Source organism: Nocardia sp. CA-119907 (genome assembly GCF_050955995.1).
In the GTDB taxonomy this organism is placed as follows: Bacteria; Actinomycetota; Actinomycetes; order Mycobacteriales; family Mycobacteriaceae; genus Nocardia.
Genome location: NZ_CP192091.1, coordinates 2691947 through 2709290 on the forward strand (window position 1 = coordinate 2691947; position 17344 = coordinate 2709290).

At 66.6% G+C, this 17344-nt stretch carries 17 protein-coding genes; 13 read left to right on the forward strand and 4 right to left on the reverse strand.

The window, feature by feature from the left end; translation table 11 throughout:
- The first annotated feature begins 36 nt into the window (after nt 1–36).
- Nucleotides 37–1437 (forward strand): pentapeptide repeat-containing protein, encoded by a 1401-nt coding sequence (locus ACQP2D_RS12080; RefSeq protein WP_433683796.1) that lies wholly within the window; start codon nt 37–39, stop codon nt 1435–1437.
- A gap of 218 nt (nt 1438–1655) precedes the next feature.
- Here ACQP2D_RS12080 and ACQP2D_RS12085 read toward each other — a convergent pair whose 3' ends face one another.
- Nucleotides 1656–2051 (reverse strand): VOC family protein, encoded by a 396-nt coding sequence (locus ACQP2D_RS12085; protein ID WP_433685625.1) that lies wholly within the window; start codon nt 2049–2051, stop codon nt 1656–1658.
- A gap of 199 nt (nt 2052–2250) precedes the next feature.
- On the opposite strand from ACQP2D_RS12085, the gene ACQP2D_RS12090 reads away from it, so the two are divergent.
- Nucleotides 2251–3357, forward strand: coding sequence for an alcohol dehydrogenase catalytic domain-containing protein (locus tag ACQP2D_RS12090; RefSeq protein WP_433683797.1), 1107 nt, complete (start codon nt 2251–2253; stop codon nt 3355–3357).
- Nucleotides 3358–3430: 73 nt separating this feature from the next.
- Here the strand turns inward: ACQP2D_RS12090 and ACQP2D_RS12095 are convergent, their stop codons facing one another.
- The gene (locus tag ACQP2D_RS12095) at nt 3431–3883 is read right to left on the reverse strand and encodes a MarR family winged helix-turn-helix transcriptional regulator (RefSeq protein ID WP_433683798.1); all 453 of its coding nucleotides are present in this window, start codon (nt 3881–3883) and stop codon (nt 3431–3433) included.
- A gap of 44 nt (nt 3884–3927) precedes the next feature.
- Here ACQP2D_RS12095 and ACQP2D_RS12100 point away from each other — a divergent pair, with 44 nt between their 5' ends.
- From ACQP2D_RS12100 to ACQP2D_RS12135, 8 genes are all read left to right on the forward strand, one after another.
- Entirely contained in the window at nt 3928–4335 is a 408-nt protein-coding gene (locus ACQP2D_RS12100) for a MarR family winged helix-turn-helix transcriptional regulator (protein ID WP_433683799.1), read from the forward strand.
- A gap of 112 nt (nt 4336–4447) precedes the next feature.
- The gene (dapB, locus tag ACQP2D_RS12105) at nt 4448–5194 is read left to right on the forward strand and encodes a 4-hydroxy-tetrahydrodipicolinate reductase (protein ID WP_355177704.1); all 747 of its coding nucleotides are present in this window, start codon (nt 4448–4450) and stop codon (nt 5192–5194) included.
- A gap of 22 nt (nt 5195–5216) precedes the next feature.
- Nucleotides 5217–5723, forward strand: a complete 507-nt coding sequence (locus ACQP2D_RS12110; protein ID WP_433683800.1) for a hypothetical protein — start codon at nt 5217–5219, stop codon at nt 5721–5723.
- A gap of 467 nt (nt 5724–6190) precedes the next feature.
- A complete protein-coding gene (locus tag ACQP2D_RS12115; protein ID WP_433683801.1) occupies nt 6191–6643 on the forward strand; it encodes a flavodoxin family protein in 453 nt (150 codons plus the stop codon).
- Between the two features lie 115 nt (nt 6644–6758).
- Nucleotides 6759–7442, forward strand: coding sequence for a response regulator transcription factor (locus ACQP2D_RS12120; protein ID WP_433685626.1), 684 nt, complete (start codon nt 6759–6761; stop codon nt 7440–7442).
- Nucleotides 7439–8731 carry an ATP-binding protein gene (locus ACQP2D_RS12125; RefSeq protein ID WP_433683802.1) on the forward strand — a complete coding sequence of 431 codons (1293 nt, stop codon included), beginning with the start codon at nt 7439–7441 and terminating at the stop codon, nt 8729–8731. The genes ACQP2D_RS12120 and ACQP2D_RS12125 overlap by 4 nt, the downstream gene beginning before the upstream one ends.
- Nucleotides 8724–9737 (forward strand): hypothetical protein, encoded by a 1014-nt coding sequence (locus ACQP2D_RS12130; protein WP_433683803.1) that lies wholly within the window; start codon nt 8724–8726, stop codon nt 9735–9737. Before ACQP2D_RS12125 ends, ACQP2D_RS12130 begins: the two co-directional genes overlap by 8 nt.
- A 31-nt stretch (nt 9738–9768) precedes the next feature.
- Nucleotides 9769–10968, forward strand: a complete 1200-nt coding sequence (locus tag ACQP2D_RS12135; protein ID WP_433683804.1) for a winged helix-turn-helix domain-containing protein — start codon at nt 9769–9771, stop codon at nt 10966–10968.
- Nucleotides 10969–11095: 127 nt separating this feature from the next.
- Here the strand turns inward: ACQP2D_RS12135 and ACQP2D_RS12140 are convergent, their stop codons facing one another.
- On the reverse strand, nt 11096–11542 hold the full coding sequence (locus ACQP2D_RS12140) for a toxin-antitoxin system HicB family antitoxin (protein ID WP_433683805.1): 447 nt from the start codon (nt 11540–11542) through the stop codon (nt 11096–11098).
- Nucleotides 11543–11689: 147 nt separating this feature from the next.
- On the opposite strand from ACQP2D_RS12140, the gene dapA reads away from it, so the two are divergent.
- From dapA to ACQP2D_RS12155, 3 genes are all read left to right on the forward strand, one after another.
- Nucleotides 11690–12598 (forward strand): 4-hydroxy-tetrahydrodipicolinate synthase, encoded by a 909-nt coding sequence (dapA, locus tag ACQP2D_RS12145; protein ID WP_433683806.1) that lies wholly within the window; start codon nt 11690–11692, stop codon nt 12596–12598.
- Nucleotides 12599–12665: 67 nt separating this feature from the next.
- Nucleotides 12666–14642 (forward strand): ribonuclease J, encoded by a 1977-nt coding sequence (locus ACQP2D_RS12150; RefSeq protein ID WP_433683807.1) that lies wholly within the window; start codon nt 12666–12668, stop codon nt 14640–14642.
- 199 nt (nt 14643–14841) lie between these two features.
- On the forward strand, nt 14842–15468 hold the full coding sequence (locus ACQP2D_RS12155; RefSeq protein ID WP_433683808.1) for a TIGR03085 family metal-binding protein: 627 nt from the start codon (nt 14842–14844) through the stop codon (nt 15466–15468).
- A gap of 82 nt (nt 15469–15550) precedes the next feature.
- Here the strand turns inward: ACQP2D_RS12155 and ACQP2D_RS12160 are convergent, their stop codons facing one another.
- Nucleotides 15551–16948, reverse strand: coding sequence for an FAD-binding oxidoreductase (locus ACQP2D_RS12160; RefSeq protein ID WP_433683809.1), 1398 nt, complete (start codon nt 16946–16948; stop codon nt 15551–15553).
- Between the last annotated feature and the right edge of the window lie 396 nt (nt 16949–17344).

Below are 17344 nucleotides of genomic sequence, written 5' to 3' on the forward strand. Positions count from 1 at the left end.
GTAGTGGGCGAGCGACAATCCGGCTACCATGCGGTGATGCGATGGGGGCGGTTGGGCGACCGACTACACCGCGCGGCATTGTTGCTCGCGGTGTTCGGTGCGGTGGTCGGCGGATTGGTGATCGCCGGGCTGACCTGGTGGTTGTTGTGGTGGCTATTGGGTGCGAAGGCCGAGACCCCGAATCAGTTGGACCTCACCAAGATCGCGCTATCGGTGGTGGCCGGAGTTGGCGGGGCGGTCGCGCTGGTGGTGGCGTATCGGCGGCAGCGGGATCTGGAGCGGGGTCGGTTCGCGGAGTTGTTCGGGGCGGCGGCCCGGCAGCTGGGGGATGCGGATGCGGCGGTTCGGATCGCCGGGGTCTATGCGATGGCGGGGGTGGCGGACGAATTCTCGGCGCCGAGTCGAAGACAGCAGTGCATCGATGTGTTGTGCGGGTATCTGCAGCTGCCGTACGAACCGGCCGATGGGTCGAATCATCTTGTCTCACGGGCCGAGTCGGCGGAGGAAGCCGGGGTCAAGGTAGAGCGGGTCTACGAATTCCGGCGCAATGATCGGGAGGTGCGTCGCGCGATCGTGCGAGTGATCGCACAGCACCTGAAGCCGTCGGCGGAGATCTCGTGGTCGGCGTGCACACTTACCTTCAATAACGCGGTCATCGAGAAGGCCGACTTTCGGTACGCGGTGTTCCTGGGACGGCATACGTCCTTTGCTGGAGCGACCTTCATCGGACCGACCACCTTCGAGTTCGCGAGCTTCGCCGGTCTGCATCTGACCTTCCGCGGCGCGACCTTTCGGGATGGTCCGGCGCTGTTCGATCGAGCGGCGTTCGGATCGGATCGCCTGGAGAAGAGTGAACCGGCAGGTGTCGGCACCACCTTCGCCGAGGTCACCTTCGAAGATCCGGCATCGTTCGAGGGCGCGACCTTCCGCGGTCCGCGCACCGACTTCAGCGGCACACGCTTCCTCGGCGCTCGGACCTCGTTCCAGGACGCGCAGTTCCGGGCCGAGCTGACCTCGTTCGAGAGGGCCGCCTTCGATGGTGACCACATCGCCTTCGACCGCGCCGAATTCACCAGTCCCCGTATCACGTTCAAAAGCGCACAGTTCTACGCCACCCTCACCGCTTTCGACGACGCCAGAGTGGGCGCGTCGAATCGATTACGGAACCGAGGCACCCGCGAAACGGTCTTTTCGCGGGCGGAGTTCCACGGTGGTATCAGGTTCCCGCGGACCGTGTTCGGCGGCCGCATGATCGATTTCACCGAAGGCGACTTCTTCGGCGATATCTCGTTTCTCGGCACCCGTTTCGCCGCCCAGGAAATCCACTTCGATCGCCCGAAGGCCTGGGTGGGTACGCATTTCGATTGGGACGACGTGCCCACCCGCAAACCGACCAGCGTCAAACCCAATCCGTGGCCGCCGACCGCCGCGGGGTGATGTTCGCCCGGTGCGCCGGACATATTCGTGCCCTCGGCGCATTCGGCGGTCACGATAGCCGCGCGCGCCCGCCTTCGGCTTCCAGTCGGATGTGGCGATCGCACCGCCCTCGACGTAATTCGCATAGCGCAGAGGCGTTGTCGCGTTGGTGTCGGTGCGCAGCAGACCGAAGCCAACCCGTCGGGGCAGCTGCGTTGGCGGCTGCCCCGATGTGCACACTATGTCGGCCAACCGCCGTACGGGACGGTGATCAGCTCCAAGAAGTGACCATTGGGGTCGAGGAAGTAGACGCCGCGACCGCCATCGTTGTGGTTGATCTCGTTGACGCCCTGTTGCCGTGGATCGGCCCAGTGTTCCAGTTTGTAGCGCTGGATCTTGGCGTAGGCCGCGTCGAACTCGGCCTCGGAGCTCAGGAATGCGTAATGCTGGGGCTGGATTTCGGTGATGTGCGGTGGCACGTTCGCGAAGTCGAAGGTGACTCCATTACCCGTGGGAAGCGGGATGAACGGGCCCCATTCTTTGCCCAGTTCCAAACCCAGGATATCCGACCAGAATTCGGCGGATACCCGATGATCGTGACAACCGACGATGGTGTGATTGAACTGTACTGACAGGGGATTTCTCCTTGTGTCGTGACGGTCCCGACCCCGGGCTCGGTACAAGGCGGCCAACGGGAGCACCGTCACGGGCGTCGAGGCTAGCGAATCGGTTCCCACCGTGCCACCCCCGAGTGATCGAGACCATCATTCGTCGACCGCGTTTCCGGCTGTGACCCACTTCGCTGGCTGTGACGCCGCGCGGTAGCGTCGGGGAATGAAGATTCGAGGGGCGGTCCTGGAGCGGATCGCAGCGCCCGTGCCGTTCGCCGAGTCGGCGCCGATCACCGTCTGTGAACTGGACCTCGGCGAGCCGGGGCCGGGGGAGCTGCTGGTGCGGATCGAGGCCGCCGGACTGTGTCATTCGGACCTGTCGGTGGTGGACGGAAACCGGGTGCGACCGGTGCCGATGCTGCTCGGGCACGAGGCGGCCGGCATTGTCGAGGCGGTGGGGCCCGGCGGCAGTGATCTCGCGGTGGGCCAGCGTGTGGTGATGACCTTCCTGCCGCGCTGTGGGGAGTGCGCGGGCTGTGCCAGCGAGGGACGCACGCCGTGTGGGCCGGGCAGTGCGGCCAATAATGCGGGTGAGCTATTGAACGGTGGGCGGCGGCTGCACCGTGCCGGTGCCGAGGTGCACCATCATCTCGGGGTGTCCGCCTTCGCCACGCATGCCGTCGTCGACCGCCGATCGGTGGTTCCGGTCGATGCCGATGTGCCGCCGGAGGTCGCGGCGGTGCTCGGGTGCGCGGTGCTGACCGGTGGCGGAGCGCTGCTCAATTCCGCGAAACCCGGTCCGGCCGATCGAATCATGGTGGTCGGGCTCGGTGGCGTGGGGATGGCAGCGGTGCTCGTCGCGGTGTCGCTGGGCGAGCACGAGGTGATCGCCGTCGACACCGTCCCGGAAAAGCTCGCTCTCGCAAAGGAACTCGGTGCGACCGCCGGCTACACCCCGGCCGAACTCGCGGAACAGGGCATCCAGGCCGATATCGTTGTCGAGGCTGCGGGCAATGTCCGTGCCTTCGAAACCGCTATCGCCGCAACGGGACCCGGCGGTACGACCGTCACCGTCGGTCTGCCCGCCCCCGATGCCCGTGCGAGCATTTCACCTCTCGCATTGGTCGCCCAGGGGCGCACCATTATCGGGAGCTACCTCGGCTCGGCAGTCCCGTCCCGCGATATCCCCGAATATGTCCGCATGTGGCGCGCAGGTCGGCTGCCCGTCGAGAAGCTGGTGTCCTCCCACGTCGGATTGGACGAAATCAACCATGCCATGGATGAATTGGCAGCGGGGCATGCGCTGCGGCAAGTGATCGTGTTCGAGTAATCCACCCGCAGTACCCTTTCGCGACGCCCGCGGCACGGCGCTGCGCACTGTGTTGCGGGCGGCCTCGGGATGCTCACGGTTCCCGCTTGTCGAGTGCGTCGACGAATCGCCCCAGCAGGCGGGCGAATTCGGTGCGCTCATGGTCGGTCCAGTCCGACATCGCGGCCGCCATGGCGGCGCGGCGGCCATCGCGGGCCGCGGTCACAAGGGCACGCCCGGCCGGCGTCAATCGTAGGACGGCTCGCCTGCCGTCCTGTTGATCCGCGACGCGCTCGAGATGCCCGGATGAAACCGCCTGGGCGACAAGGCGACTCGCGCGCGGCTGATCGACACCCAGGGCGGGGGCCAGCGTTCCGACGGTTCCCGCGCCGGTTCCGGCCACCGCGTCCAGCACCCGGAAGACCGCGACGGGCACCGGCGAATCCTTGCCGAGTGCCCCCCGCGTCTGGCGTCGCCGGATTCGGACCATTGCCGCCTCGACGGCCTCGGTGACTACATCGTGCTCTTCCACTCGCTTCACTTTCATGTCATATTACATGTAGTTGTAATCTTACATGCACCGGAGGAATCATGGCCGCACAACGCCCGATCGGTTACTGGCTCAAGGAACTCGATCGCCTGATCAATGCCCGCTTCGAGGACGACCTGGCCGCCGCCGGGCTTACTCGTCGGCACTGGCAGATGCTCAACTCACTCGCCGAAGGTCCCCGCCCCTCGGCCGATGTTCGCGAGGGTCTCGCACCATTCTGGAACGACCTGTCGGAGTGGGACATTCAGCTCGCGTACCTGGTGGATCGCGGTGACATCACCGACGATTCGGGGACCCTCGCCCTCACCGAGGCGGGCCGCACCACCCATCAGGAAGCCTTCGCTCTGATCGGCAAGCGCCGCCGCGCCATGCTCGACGGTATTACCGACGAGCAGTACGGCGAGACGGTCCGTCTGCTCGAAAAAATGGCCGCGAATATGGCGGCCTAGCCGTGCGAAGCAGATATGCGCACCGGGGGATCAGCCCGGCGGGAGGTCAGCGGAGGGGGATGTGAGCAGGGCCGATAGGCTTGCGGGGACAGCAGGCGAATGAGGAGGTGCGGTGACCATTCGGGTCGGAGTGCTCGGTGCGCGCGGGAAAGTCGGGCAGGCTATCTGCGAGGCGGTGCAGGCGGCGGGCGATCTGGAGTTGGTCGCGACCGTCGATAAGGACGATTCGCTGGAGGCGTTCACCGAGTCCGGGACGCAGGTGGTTGTCGACTTCACCAATCCCGATGTGGTGATGGGGAATCTGAAGTTCCTGGTGGAACGCGGGATTCACGCGGTCGTCGGCACCACCGGATTCGATGCGGCCCGCCTGGACGAGGTGCGCGGCTGGCTGGCCGGGCAACCGGAGACCGGTGTGCTGATCGCCCCGAACTTCGCTATCGGCGCGGTGCTGTCCATGCGCTTCGCCGAACAGGCGGCCCGATTCTTCGATTCGGTCGAGGTCATCGAACTGCATCATCCGAATAAGCTCGACGCCCCCTCGGGCACCGCTTACCGCACCGCGGGTCTGATCGCCGCGGCCCGGGACAAGGCCGGCGTCGGCCGCAGCCCCGACGCCACCACCCAGGAACTCGACGGTGCGCGCGGCGCCGATGTCGACGGCGTGCGGGTGCATTCGGTGCGCCTGGCCGGACTCGTCGCACACCAGGAGGTGCTGTTCGGCACTCAGGGCGAAACCCTCACCATCCGCCACGATTCCATCGATCGCTCCTCTTTCGCGCCCGGGGTGCTGCTCGGCGTGCGCCAGATCGCGAACCGCCCCGGCCTGACCGTCGGGCTCGACCCGTTCCTGGATCTGTGAGCGAGCGCAGCGAGGTGGAGTCATGAACGCCCCGGAACCGGTCGAGGCGGGTCGCGCAACCGAGGTCCGCAAGGTCGTCGCGTTCATCGCGGCCCTGGTCGTCGCGCTGGGCTTCTACTTTCTGCTGCTCGGCCGCATCTCGATCAGCCTGATCGGTTCCGGTGACGCGCCCGCCGTGATCATCGGCATCGGTGTGCTCATCCTGCCGCTGCTCGGCGTCTGGATCGTCGTCGCCACCGTCCGCGCCGCCCTTGCCCACCAGCATCTGGCTCGCCGGATCCACGAGGAGGGCCTGGAACTCGACACCTCTGAGCTGCCCCGGCGTCCCTCCGGCCGCATCGAGCGCGAAGCCGCCGACCAGCTGTTCAACCAGGTCAAACAGGAATGGGAGGCCGATCCCGACAACTGGCGCGTCTCCTACCGCCTGGCCCGCGCCTACGACTACGCCGGTGACCGCAGCCGCGCCCGCGAAACCATGCGCCGCGCAGTCGCACTGGAGAAACTCGAGCGCGACTCCCACAGCAACTGACCGCCCCGCCCACTGCGAATCCGGTCAAGCGATCATCATGCAACGGTGCAGGCAAACCTCGTGGGAAGCACCTGCATCAGCGCGTACTCGTGGGCTCGATCCCCTGGGGTGCCGGTTTGGATGTCAGGCATCTGGTGCAGTCGGGATCGGAAGATCTGGGATTGAAAGACCCCCGAACAGAGCAGTCCCCGGTAGTCTTCATCGAATTCGTGAGTCTCAACCGTCGTTGATTTCTCCGATATTCGACTGACTTGCCGGGGGCCTGGCCGAATCCTGGAAAGTGTCTCCGATGTCTACGAACGTCTTCGTCCGACAGTTCGGCACTTTCCGGTATTCCGGTGTAACCCTTAATTTTCCTCTACTTTTGTCGCCAGTCAATAGCTAGCTGGCCTGGAATATGCCCGATTTTTGGCTCAGTGGCGCACTGGCGTCCCACCCTTAACTCGTGCCGCAGTACGCTGCTCGATGTGTCTCGGCTGCTGATCATTCATCACACGCCCTCACCGCATATGCAGGCGATGTTCGAAGCTGTGGTGTCCGGTGCGACAGATCCGGAGATCGAGGGTGTCGAGGTGCAACGCCGTGCGGCGCTGGCGGTTACCGCCAGCGATGTGCTGGCCGCGGATGGTTATCTGCTCGGTAGCCCGGCGAATCTGGGCTACATGTCCGGCGCGCTCAAGCATGCGTTCGACACGTTCTATTACCCGTGTCTGGACTCGACGCGGGGTCGGCCGTTCGGTTTCTACCTGCACGGCAATGAGGGCACCGAAGGGGCCGAACGCGGGGTGGTCAGCGTGACCAATGGGCTCGGCTGGGAGAAGGTCGCGGCGCCGGTCATTGTGATGGGCGCACCGTCCAAGGACGATATTCAGCGCTGCTGGGAGCTCGGGGCGACTGTCGCGGCGCAGCTCATGGCGTAACGGTCCCCCGAATTTTGGTGTCTGACCGATGGCCGTGGCCACCGGGCATACTACGAGGCGACGTTGTAACGGTGGGGATGTGGACGAGTTTGCTCGGGAACGGAGTGTCGGTGTGATGTGGGCCGAAGGGGGCGAAACAGCACCGCGCCGGATCGGGCTGGTCGAGGATCATGAATCGGTGGCGATCGGGCTTGCCGCGATGCTGGCGCCGGAACCTGATCTCGATCTGGTGCTGACTGCGGGGACCGTACCGGAACTACTTGCGGCGGCTGCGAACAGCGCGCCGCTGGATCTGGTCGTCCTCGATCTGCGACTGGCCGATGGATCCTCGCCGGAAGAGAATGTGCGCGCGCTGCGCAATCGCGGTGTGGAGGTCCTGGTGTTCACCGGCGCGGACAACGCGTTCCTGGTGCGCGCCGCCGCGAAGGCCGGTGTGCTCGGCGTGGTGCGCAAGTCCGAGGATGTGCCGACGGTGGTCGCTGCGGTGCGCCGCGCCGCCTCGGGTGAGCAGGTGGTGACCACGGACTGGGCCGCCGCCATCGATGGCGATCCGCAGCTGTCCGACGTGGGCCTGAGCCCGCGCCAGGAAGAGGTGCTCACGCTGTACGCCTCCGGTGAGAAGGCATCCCGCGTCGCGCGGCTGACCGGACTCTCCGAACAGACCGTCAACGACTATCTGGGGCGTATCCGGCAGAAGTACGCCGATGCGGGTCGTCCGGCTCCCACCAAAACCGACCTCTACAAGCGGGCGGTAGAGGACGGATGGCTACCGGTTCCCGAGCGGCAGCCCCGGGGATGACCGCGTCCAGCGCGCTGGACACCTCTTCACCAACTGCGAGTTCGGCCTCGCTGGACCCGTTCCGGGCGAGTCGGTGGCGTCGTGGGCGGGCCGCGGTGTCCAGGCAGAAGATCGTCGAGGCGGCCTCGGATCGCATTCTGCGCCGCATGGGTCTGGCCGTCGGCCTCGCCGGCATGATCGTCGCGGTCGTCGAGCTGCCCGATATCGCCGACCAGGCCAAATTCGTCTCCGGCGCTTGGGCGAGCCTGGTGGTCGGCGTGGCGCTGGGGTGGTTCCCGGTGCTCGCGGTCGTATCGATCGCGATGGGCGCCGGCGTGATTCGCATGGTGGCGGGCGCGGCCGCGGTGAGTTACCTTGCGGCGCTCGCGACCATGCCGTTCCTCTACGCCGCACCGCTGACCGATACCGCATCGGTGTGGATGTATCGCGTGCTCGCACTCGGTGTGCTCGCCGCCGTACTGGCCTGGCGTCCGGCACTGGCCGTGGCCTATCTGCTGGTCGCCGCCGCGGCCGCGGCGCTGGCGAACCGGTTTGTGGTGCCCGATGCGACGGCGTGGTCCCTGATCGACGACTTCGCCAGGGCCGCCGGCCTGTGCGCGCTGTTCCTCTGGTGCTGCATCTATGCGCTGGCGGCGGCCGCGCGGGTGGACCGTGAGTCGGTTATCGCGAGTCGCCGCGCGGCCGCGGTGGCCGGTGCGGCGGCCCGGGATCGGGAGCGCGCCCGATTCGCCGCGCTTATCCACGACGCGGTGCTGTCGACGCTGCTCGATGCCTCGCGCGCCGGCGCCGAATCGCCGGTACTGCGCCGTCAGGCCGAACGCACGCTCGAACAACTCGACGAATGTCGCGGCGCCAGTACCGAACCCGACCGGTTGGACGCGCAATCGGCGATCGGCTTTCTGCGCTCGGCGGTGCACGAGGTGAATCCGGGTATCCGTTTCACCGCGCGGCGTTGGGCGGGACTCGATGACCTGCGACTGCCCGTGCACGCCGCCGGCACCATTGCCGCGGCACTCGCCGAGGCGGCGCGAAATAGTCTGCGCCACGCCACCGTTGCGAGCCGCACCGTGCAGCGCACCGTCACAGTGACGATCAGTGCGGGTGGTATTCGGGTCGTATTCCGTGACGACGGAGCGGGTTTCGATCTGGACGCGGTGCCCGCCGACCGGCTGGGCGTTTCGGTGAGCATTCTCGGCCGGATGCGCCAGCTGGCCGGTGGGGCCGGATTCGTGGAATCCCAGCTGGGGGAGGGCACCACGGTGACCCTGGTCTGGGGTGGCGATGGCTGACACCGGTAACGAATTCGGCCTGCGCGACCTGCTCGGGCTGCGGGATCGGTCGGCATGGCTGTTCCTGGTCATCTTCGAGGCGACGATCGTGCTCTACATGATGCGCAACTTCGCCGAATCGCCGCTGATTCTGGCGTTGATCGCGCTGGTGCTGCTGGTCGGGGCCGGGGTGGTGGTCCTGGTGATTCCGGTCGATCCGCTGCCACTGCCCGCGGCGGTCGCGGTGGCCGCGGCGGGTCCGATCGCGACCGCGATGACCACCGTCGATATCGATCACGGCATGTCCAAACAGGTCTGGACCGCGTTCGCCTCCTCCTATGTGCTCGCGGTGCTGGTGTTGCGCGGTCGTTTGGGTGCGGCGTGGTGGGGTGTGGCCGGGATCGCGGCGGTGGTCGCGGTGGTCGGCGCGACGACCGGGCTGCGGGTGGTGGTCGGGTCCATCGTGCCGATCGCCACGGTGGCCGGGGTTTCGATCGGTGCGGCGGTCATGCGGCCGATGCAGCGTTCGCTGCGGCTGCTGCGGGAGGAGGCGACCATGCGCGCGGCCGCCGAGGCGACCATGGCCGCACAGAACGGTGAGCGCGATAGGCAACTGGCCCGGCTCGACAAGGTGGCCCGCCCGATTCTGGAACGCATTGCCGACGGCGCGGAACTCACCGCATGTGAGCGGGAGGAATGCCGACTGCTCGAGGCCGAACTGCGCGACGGATTGCGCGCACCCCAGCTGGTGACCGATGAGCTGAGCAGTGCCGCCCGCGGTGCGCGCTCACGCGGGGTCGAGGTGGTGCTACTGGATGACGGTGGTTTCGCCGGGGTCCCGAAGTGGGTGCGCCAGCAGGTGATCGAATCCGCGACCCGCGAATTGGACGCGGCAAATGCCGGTTCGGTGACCGTGCGGGTGCTGCCGATGGGACGACGGGTGCTCGCCACGGTGCTGGCGAACGCACCGGACCGCGATCGCCGCACCGAGATCGATACCGCGGGTGAGGTCTCGGTCTCGACGTGATCTGTCGGACCCCCATGGCATTGTCGTGAGCATGCGGAAGATGAGTGCGGCCACTGCGCGTCGGACGGCGCTGGCCGCGCAGGGGTTCGCGGCGCGGCGGCCCAGCGCGACAACGCGGAAGTCGGTTCTGGGCGCGGTAGCAAGAACGCAACTGCTGCAACTGGATTCGGTCTCGGCGGTGGTACGCGCGCACTATGCGCCGGTCTTCAGCCGGATCGGTGCGTACGACCGCGCACTGCTCGACGATGCCGCCTGGAGCAATGGTGTGCGGCGTCCGCGGCGGCTGGTGGAGTACTGGGCGCACGAGGCCGCGCTGATCCCCGTCGAGGACTGGCCGCTGATGCGGTGGCGAATGCGCAGATACGAGCACGGTCGCTGGAATGGCATGCGCCAGGCCAAGGAACGCAACCCGACCCTCGGCAAGGACATTCTCGATGTGATCACCGACGTCGGCGCGGCCACCGCGGGTGAGGTGGAGCGTCATCTCGAACTGGACAAGCCGCGCCCCAAAGGGTCCTGGTGGAATCTCAGCGACACCAAGATGATCTGCGAACAGCTCTTCGCCGCTGGTGAACTCTCGGTCGATAAGCGGGTCGGTTTCGCCAGGCACTACGACCTGGCCGAACGGGTGATTCCGCCGGAGATCCTGGCGCGCGATGTCTCCGAGACCGAGGCGGTGCGCGAGTTGGTGTTGCGCGCTGGTACCGCACTCGGCGTCGCGACCGAAACCGACTTGCGCGACTACTACCGGCTGCACCGATCGCAAACCGAACCGGCGATCGCGGATCTGGTCGATGCGGGGGAGTTGGAGCCGGTCGAGGTGACGGGGTGGGGTAAACCCGCCTATCTGCGCGCCGGTGCGTCCACACCGCGCCGGATCGAGGGTGCGGCATTGCTGTGCCCGTTCGATCCGCTCATCTTCTTCCGCGCCCGCACCGAGCGGATCTTCGACTTTCACTATCGGATCGAGATCTACACACCGGAACCCAAACGGGTGCACGGCTATTACGTATTTCCATTCCTGTTGAACGGGGAGTTGGTGGGCCGTGTCGATCTGCGGGCCGAGCGTGCCGCCGGACGGCTGCTGGTGCCCGGTGCGTTCGCCGAGCCGGGCCATCGCACTCCGGAGACGGCGCGAGCGCTCACCGACGCGCTGCGTGAGATGGCCGACTGGCTCGAACTGGATGACGTGGTGATCGGCGAGCGCGGCGATCTCGCGCCGCTGATGTGAACGGTCGCCCTGAGGCTGGGCGAGCCCCAGCTCACGCAGTTGCAGGCACAGCCAGAGCGCGAGATGGTCGCCTGCGGAATCCGCTCCCGACCGACCCATTCGCCGCGCAGTCTGCCTTGCGGACAGGTCAGATATCGCGCTTGGGTCCGTATCCGCGCATCTGATCGCGCAGCGCCCCGCTGACGGCGTTCGATAGCCACGAGTTCAACGAAACTCCACTCGCCGCGGCCGCTTCCTCCGCCTTGGCCTTCATCTGCTCGACCAACCGCAGGGTGACCCGGCTGATATCGCCGGTCATTTCCTCGAAGCTCGGATGTTCGCCCTCCGTGGGCGGGTTCTTGCGGACGTCCACGGTCGCATCGGTGCCGTCCACCGATACGTGTACCGTCCGGTCGCCGAGTTCGGTGCTGACCTCCGCGGCGAGATCCGAGAGCGCCGCGAGCAGCGCCAGTCGCGCCGAACTCTCCGTTGCCGCCGCCAGTGCGGCGGCAGTGGCCTGGGTCTTTTCATCGCCGAGTGCGGCGGCCGCGATCAGGTCCTCGCGTAGCCGGGCGGTGTATTTGTTCAAATCCATGACACCAGTGTGACGCCATTCTTGATGTCATTCAAGGAACGATTTGACACCATGATCATGGAGTGGGAGGCGAATCACTCGCCCGGGCAAGCCGATCGGCGGTCGGGGTGTCGAGGGCGTTCCCTGGAGCGGGTAGCCTTTCTGACCATGAAGAACGGTGAATCGACGCCAACGGAGCTGCGCGCGTCCGGCACAGTAGGTGTCGCGATGGTGACTCCCTTCAGTGTCGACGGCAAGCTCAATGTCGATGCCGGGGTCGCGCTCGCGGCCAGTCTGGTCGACCGCGGCGTCGATTTGCTGGCGATTTCCGGAACCACCGGGGAATCGCCGACCACCACCGAATCGGAGAAGGCGGACCTGCTGCGTGCCGTCGTCGATGCCGTCGGCGATCGCGCCACCGTGATCGCCGGTGCGGGCACCTACGACACCGCGCACTCCATCGAACTCGCCCGCAATGCCCAGCGCGCGGGCGCGCACGGCCTGCTCGTGGTGACCCCGTACTACTCCCGCCCCACTCAGGACGGCCTGCTCGCGCATTTCACCGCCGTCGCCGATGCCACCGACCTGCCGGTCACTCTGTACGACATTCCGCCGCGCTCAGTGGTTCCCATTGCCAGCGACACCATCCGCAAGCTCGCCGAACATCCGCGCATCGTCGCGGTCAAGGACGCCAAGGGCGATCTGAACGCCGGTGCCGACCTCATCGCGAATACCGATCTGGCCTTCTACTCCGGCGACGACGCGCTGAATCTACCCTGGCTCTCGGTCGGCGCGACCGGATTCATCAGCGTCATCGGACATCTCGTGCCCGAGCGGCTGCGCGCCCTGCTCGACGCCTACACCGCCGGTGACGTGGTACGCGCCCGTGAGATCAATGCGAGCCTGCTGCCATTGAATGCCGCGATGTCGCGCCTGGGCGGCGTCGCGATGAGCAAGGGCGGGCTGCGCCTGCTCGGCGTCGAGGTGGGCGAACCGCGTCTGCCGCAACTGATGCCGACCACCGAACAACTCGATGCCCTGGCCGCCGACCTTCGGCTGGCAGGGGTGCTTTCATGAGGAGTGAGCGAATCAACGACACCACACTGTCAGACATGATCGAACCGACCAGAGGTGAGGTGCAGTCATGACTGAATCAGTAGGCCGCAGACCCCGCCGGAGCGCGACCCGGGCCGCGGGCGCACCCGAACCCGCGGCGAAGCGTCCGAGCCGTTCGGAAAAGTCCGATCAGGCTGCGCAATCCGATGGCGGTGACCTATCGCGGTCCCCCGAATCAGCGCCCGCCGAGCAGGCTCCCGCAGTGCGGGCACCCGCCGCGAAGGCTCCGGCCGCCAGGGCCGAGCAGCCCCGCAGGCAGGGCCGCGGTCGTCAGCAGGGTGGCCGCGGACGCGGTGAGCAGCCCGCGGCGCCCGCCGAACGCGCCGCCGCTGACCGACTCGGCGCACCGCCGAAGCTTCCCAAGCACGGTCTGCGCGTTTTCGCCCTGGGCGGTATCGGCGAAATCGGACGCAATATGACCGTTTTCGAATACGGCGGCAAACTGCTCATCGTCGACTGTGGTGTGCTGTTCCCGGAGGATCAGCAGCCCGGCGTCGACCTGATCCTGCCCGATTTCCGGCCGATCGAGGACCGGATGGACGATGTCGAAGCCATCGTGCTCACCCACGGCCACGAGGATCACATCGGCGCGGTGCCGTTCCTGCTGCGGCTGCGCGCCGATATCCCGGTCGTCGGATCGAAGTTCACCCTCGCGCTGGTGGCCGCGAAATGCCGCGAACACCGGCAGCGCCCGAAACTCGTCGAGGTGATCGAGGGCCAGCACACCACGCACGGCCCGTTCGGCTGCGAATACTTCGCCGTCAACCACTCGATTCCGGACGCCATCGCCGTCGCCATTCGCACTCCCGCGGGTGTCGCGCTGCACACCGGCGACATCAAACTCGATCAGCTGCCCCTGGACGGTCGCCTCACCGACCTGGCCGGATTCTCCCGCCTCGGTGATGAGGGCGTCGACCTGTTCCTGGTGGACTCCACCAATGCCGAGGTGCCCGGCTTCGTCACGCCCGAACGCGAGATCGGCGGCGTCCTGGACACGGTGATCGGCAAGGCCCGCAACCGGGTGATCGTCGCATCGTTCGCCAGCCATGTGCACCGCATTCAGCAGGTGGTCGATGTCGCGCAAAAGTACAGACGCCGTGTGTGTTTCGTCGGCCGGTCGATGATGCGCAATATGGAGATCGCGCAGGAGCTCGGCTATCTGACGGTGCCCGACGGCGTGGTCGTCGATCTCGATGTCGCCGCCACCCTACCGGGCGATCGGCTGGTGCTGATCTCCACCGGATCGCAGGGCGAACCGCTTTCGGCCTTGTCGCGGATGGCGCGCGGTGAACACCGCCAGATCAATATCCGCGCCGACGATCTCGTGGTGCTGGCCTCCTCGCTGATCCCCGGCAATGAGAATTCGGTGTTCGCGGTGGTCAACGGCCTGGCCCGGCTCGGCGCCACGGTGATCACCCAGCAGAACGCAAAGGTACACGTCTCCGGGCACGCGTCAGCAGGTGAGCTGCTGTATCTGTACAACGCGGTGCGGCCCACCAATGCCATGCCGGTGCACGGCGAATGGCGGCATCTGCGCGCCAATGCCGCGCTGGCGGTCGCGACCGGTGTGCCGGAGGATCGGGTGGTCCTCGCCGAGGATGGCGTGGTGGTCGACCTGGTCGACGGGATCGCCTCGATCGTGGGCCGGGTTCCGGTCGGGCATGTGTATGTCGACGGTCTGTCCGTCGGCGACGTCGGCGAGTCGACACTGTCGGATCGTCTGGTCCTCGGCGAGGGCGGGTTCATCTCGATCACCCTCGCGGTGGACTCGACCACGGGTAAAGCGGTCAGCACACCCGAGATCAGTGGGCGCGGATTCTCCGATGATCCGACCGCACTGCTGGGCGCCGCGGAGTTGGTCGAGGCCGAACTGCTGCGGCTGGCCGGTGAGGGTGTCACCGATACCCATCGGATCGCGCAGAGCGTGCGGCGCGTCGTCGGCCGATGGGTGGCCGAGATCTACCGCCGCCGCCCGATGATCGTTCCGACGGTTATCGGGGTCTGACAACTGCTGCGAAAACCGCCGGATGACATTGTCGCCCGGCGGTTTTCGCGTTCCGGCTCGGGCAGATCGGGTGGCGTGGTCGAGATCGGCGCCGCGCCCTGCTCCTTGCCGTCGTGCGCCCGCCGGATTCGGGCTGTGGCGGCAGAACCGGAGCTGGCGGTCGTCGAGTTGCCGGAGCTGGTCGGCTATGTTCGGCAGTGTGAACATGGCACAACGGGAACGCCGGGCGCTGGTCGACACGATGTCCACCGTGGGACCGGATGCGCCGACCCTGTGCGGCAGGTGGACCGTGCGAGATCTGGCCGCGCACTTGGTCGTTCGTGAACGCCGCCCGGACGCGGCCCCGGGAATCATGCTGAAGCCGCTCGCCGGATACCTGGAGTCGGTACAGACCAAGGCGGCACGGCGGCCCTTCCCCGAACTGCTGGAAGACGTGCGGACCGGTCCGCCGTGGTGGTCGCCGCTCAAGCCGGTCGACGCGGTCGCCAATATGACCGAAATGTTCGTCCATCATGAGGATGTGCGCCGCGCCGCGCCCGGTTGGGAGCCGCGTGAGCTGCCCGCCGCCGACGAGGCCGAGCTGTGGGCGACACTGCGCCGCATGGGCAAGATGGCCTACCGGAAATCGCCGGTCACCGTCGAGCTGGCCACACCGGATGGCGAGAACGCCGTCGTGCATACGAAATCCGGAACCGCGAAGGTGACGCTGACCGGCAAGCCCTCCGAATTGCTGCTGCACGCCTTCGGGCGCGATGAGGTACGGATCGAAACCGCGGGTGATCCCGATGCCGTCCGCAGTGTTCTTAGCCTCGATCGCTCGGTGTAGCCGATGCCGTGCCGGACAACATGCCAACTGCGATGACAATTTCGCGACGAGTGATTCGTCCGTACCGATTATCAGTGGTCGATCAGTGTGACGCGGGCGGAATGCTCTGCTCGTACTGGAAGACGTTGTGGGGGTCGTACTTCGCCTTGATCCTGCGCAGCCGCTCGAAGCGCTCGCTCCCCCAGTAGGCGGTCTGCCACTCCTGCATTCCGACGTTCGGCACGTTGACGTAGGCGCCGTCCGCGTAGGGCCGCAGCGCCTGGCTGAACTCAGCGGTCCATGCCTGGGCCTGCGAGGTCAGCGGGTCGCTGACGCCTGGTTGTGTTGAACGAGTCCCCCAGGCTGCGCCGATCTCGCCGTAGAAAAGCGCGTCGCGATGCGCGAACGCGGTGCCGCCGGGGGGCTCCCGCTCGATCGCCCCACCGAAGGCATCGACGAAGTAGTTGCTCTCCTCTGTGGGAGCGTTTCGCATGAAGTCGCCGATGATGTCGATCGCCTTCTTCGGGAACCGCTCTTTGACGAACTCCGAGAAGAACTTCCAGTTCGCGGGCTCTTGCGCGGGCGGGACCTGGGCTCCCGCAAAGAAGTCGCCCCAGTTACCGACCTGCACCGTGACATCGGGCCTGCCGACCGACAGGATCGGAGCCAGCATCTCTGAGGCCTGTGCCGCTGCCCCGTCCACAAGCCACGCGGACAGCAGGATCTGGGACTTGTGGATCTCGAGCTCGGATCCCAGACGGCTGTCGGCGGACGGTACCGTACGCTGCCACGCCTCGAAGACCTCGTACAGGTCCCCGAGTCCATCCCATCTCGCCTGCACATAGGCGAGATGGTCGAGCGGATACACCTTATAGGTGAGTTGTGTGACGATCCCGAAGTTGCCGTTTCCTGCCCCGCGGAGCGCCCAGAGCAGGTCCGAGTGGTGCTGCAAGTCCGCGTTGATCACCTCGGCACAGTCGTGACCCGACGGGACGACGACCTCGGCCGCCATCAGGCTGTCGCAGGCCATGCCGAGCCAGCGGTTGAGGGGCCCGAGGCCACCGCCGAGCGTCGCACCACACAAGCTCACGCTGCCCTCGCTCCCGGTTGTGACCGCAAAGTTCTGCTTCGCGAGCGTCGTCACCGCTTCCAGTTGGTTCAGCCCGGCACCGACCGTCGCGATACGAGCGCCAGGGTCGATCTGGACCGACTTCAGCTGGCTGACGTCGATGACGATGCCGTTGTCGACGTTCGACCAGCCTTCGAGGGCGTGGCGGCCGCTCCGCACCCGCAGCGCGATATTGTGCTGCCGCGCCCACGTCAGGGCGTTCACCATGTCCTGGGTTTCCTGTGCGAAGGCGATGACCAGTGGATAGTGAGAAAAGAGCTGGTCCCAGCCGAGTCGCGCATCCGTGTACGACGCGTCACCGGGGCGGACGATGTGGCCGGTCAGCGTCGCGGGCGGGCATCCCGGGCTTTTACTCGGGTGGCCCGCGGCCACAATTCCCGGGGCGCTTGCGTCCGCAATATCCGGCGTGTCTGCGGCCGTAAGGCCCGAGACAACGACTGCTCCGACGCCAGCGGCCGCCGACGTCCTGAGCAGGTCACGGCGAGAAAGATCGCTCGAGGTTCAGATCCTCTCCATCGGTCTACGCCAGTACCGGGCTGCCAAGGGAACTCTTACACGCTGCCCGCCGGGCAGTTCTTTGTGGTCGACCCCCGCACGGTAACGGGATGACGTGGTGGTGTGTCCCGACACGCCAATCGAGAACGATGGCGATAGCTGCAGGAGTAATGGACTGAGCACACGCTCTACTCAGCGGGGTTTGACGCTTTCGCGATCGCCGAGTGCATACCGTCGGCTACCGAATGGGTCGGGATGATCTCGACATCACCA